At 44.1% G+C, this 2,519-nt stretch carries 2 protein-coding genes; both read right to left on the bottom strand.

Annotated features, from left to right (window positions below):
* Positions 1 to 1,337, bottom strand: a 1,337-nt coding sequence (locus tag ABJL82_RS16555) for a peptidase U32 family protein (protein ID WP_347275817.1), incomplete at its 3' end; no start/stop codon positions are given.
* A 205-nt stretch (positions 1,338 to 1,542) separates the two neighbouring features.
* On the bottom strand, positions 1,543 to 2,519 hold a 977-nt coding region (locus ABJL82_RS16550), incomplete at its 5' end, for a hypothetical protein (protein ID WP_347275816.1).

The raw sequence follows: 2,519 nt of genomic DNA, 5'->3' as shown, positions 1-2,519 counted from the left end.
ACACCATCCACTTCCAGTGAAACGGCTTGCTCATACAGCCATCGAACGTCGTTCATTTCTATTGCGGTTGTTATGCGCGGAGTACCGAATCTTATTATTTTCCCTGCGTCTTTTGTCCTGTCACATGCTTCTTTCCGCAGTAGCTTTGTCCATACCTGTTTTCTAAACTGAGAACCTTCAGCATTTACGATAATCTGGTCAGCACCTTCCTCCAACGCTGCAATTAAAGCGCTCATTGACCCTACGTTTACCGATAACTGAGGAATAGCGGTTATTTCATGCTCCATAGAATAGTGTTCTGCCGTTTCGAAAGGATTATCATAGATATCTTCCTTTGCAAGCGACCTTTCTTTTGCCGCACGGCTTAAAAAAAGAGGTTCACGTTCCCCTGAAATATCAACAAGAGAAGCGGAGGATGGCGTAAAGGACATTGCCGTTGTAAAATCCCGTACACGGCTCTGATAAAGCTGCTCGTATGATGAAGAATTCATAGCGTAGGACATTGGGTCATCCCTGTAAGTATCAATAGCATGTCGATAGATACCTACGATTTCTCTTAAATAATCTGCATGTCTCATCCTCCCCTCGATCTTAAACGAGCATACACCGGCATGGATAAGGTCAGGGATGTGTTTCAGCAAACACATGTCTTTTATTGCAAGCAGATAACCGGAGGGCAAATTGCCTATTGTTTGTCCCGAATTACTTTCCACGAGCGTATAATGCCATCTGCATGGTTTCATACATTCGCCGCGATTCGCACTTTTGCCAAAAAGCACCCCGCTGGAATAGCATTGTCCGCTATGGCAAATGCAAAGGTCGCCATGAATGAAATACTCAACCTCGATGTCCGCCTTTTCATGGATTTCCTTTACAAGGGAAAGAGGGATATCCCTGGACGTAACAATACGTTTGACTCCCTGTTCCTTCAGCGTCAAGGCAGATTCAACATTATGAATGTTCATCATTGTGCTGATGTGAATTGGTATCGAAACATCCATGTTTTGTATTGCGTGAAGCACGCCCAAATCCTGGACTATTATTGCGTCAATGTGTATTTCCTGTAAAAATGCAAGGTAATTGGCGAGCGTTGCAAACTCTTCATTGCCGAGAAGGTTATTAACGGTAATATATAGTTTTACATTTCGTGAGTGTGCGTATGTGACTGCCTCGGCAATTTGTTCGTCGGTAAAATTAAAATCAGACCTGTGCAGTCTCATATTAAATCTCTTGCCGCCAATATAGACGGCATCCGCTCCCGATTCTATTACTGTGGTAAAAGAGTCCCACCGTCCGGCAGGCGCAAGCAGTTCAACAGTATCATTTATTTGTTTCATAATATCCCCCTAAGCTGGCATAGCCAGAAATAAACAAGCGAGAAAACAGTCCTCAGTCCCCAGTCCACAGTCCTCAATCCTCAATCGGCAATTTGCCTACTGCCGATTGTAGATTGTAGATTGCCGACTGCATAAGGGACCATTAAATATTTTGCCAAAAAGTGCTAAGAAATTACTGATAAGGTACTAATGACCTATCTCTTTGTTAATAAACCCCAATTTTGGCATTTGCCGCAAGGCCTGATAATAGTGTGGGATTTTTAATACCGTCCTGGAAAATACCGAGCGATTTTGCCGTTTTTGTCGGTGCAATACGTACGGCTTCATCCCTTTCAAACATATTTGGGATAAAAAAAGATTCATCCAGCCTATGGCATACTATCTGTCCTTTTTCCCCGTACTCAACAATGTGGTTAAGCCGGTTTTTATCCGGCCGGATACCGTATTTTGTTGAAATGCACTGCACTACCATACGGGGGCCTGGTGGAAAATACTCCAAATCCCCGCCTACCGGTTCCTCAAGTTCCATGCACAAACCAAAAAGGGTATTTCCATACCCTGCAATATGCACCGCATTAGGGAAAAGGTGCTCTCTGAAATTATTGTATTGTTCCGGTAGTATGGATACCCCGCCGTAATGAACGCCGCGTATCCGCATCCGTTGTTCCTGATTCATTTCTGCAGCCAGTCGTTCCAGTAAAGGGGGGGTTGTGTAAAGAACTTCTATGTGCTGACGCTGTAATATATCAAGCGCCTGTTCAATTATGTGGTTGATATATCGTTTGTATCCCAGAGACCCAGGGGCTAATTTTTTTAGCCAGCGGGGGTCAAGGTCTATGGAAAATGGATCCATACTCCCCATGCTGTTGGCAACAGGACATACTGCCTTTCCTATAATATGAGGCCCCCCGGGCCCTGCCCACAGCCAGTTTGCCTTTTTGGGGAATCCTCTTTTTTCTGCGATATACCTGAACCAGTCCACAAATATTACCGCAAACTCTTCTTTTAGATATGCAGTCACTTTCGGCTGACCCGTCGTCCCCGCAGTTTCCCCCAAAATAAACTGTGCCTTGTTTTTAAGATAAAGATGCGGAATGAAATACTCCAATGGAAAACGGCGAAGGTCATTTTCTTCCATAGGGCCAATCAACCGCAGGTCTTCAAATGATAAAATATCTTTTC

The organism is Candidatus Kuenenia sp., assembly GCF_039794105.1.
GTDB lineage: Bacteria > Planctomycetota > Brocadiia > Brocadiales > Brocadiaceae > Kuenenia.
This window is presented reverse-complemented; position numbering and strand designations above follow the sequence as displayed.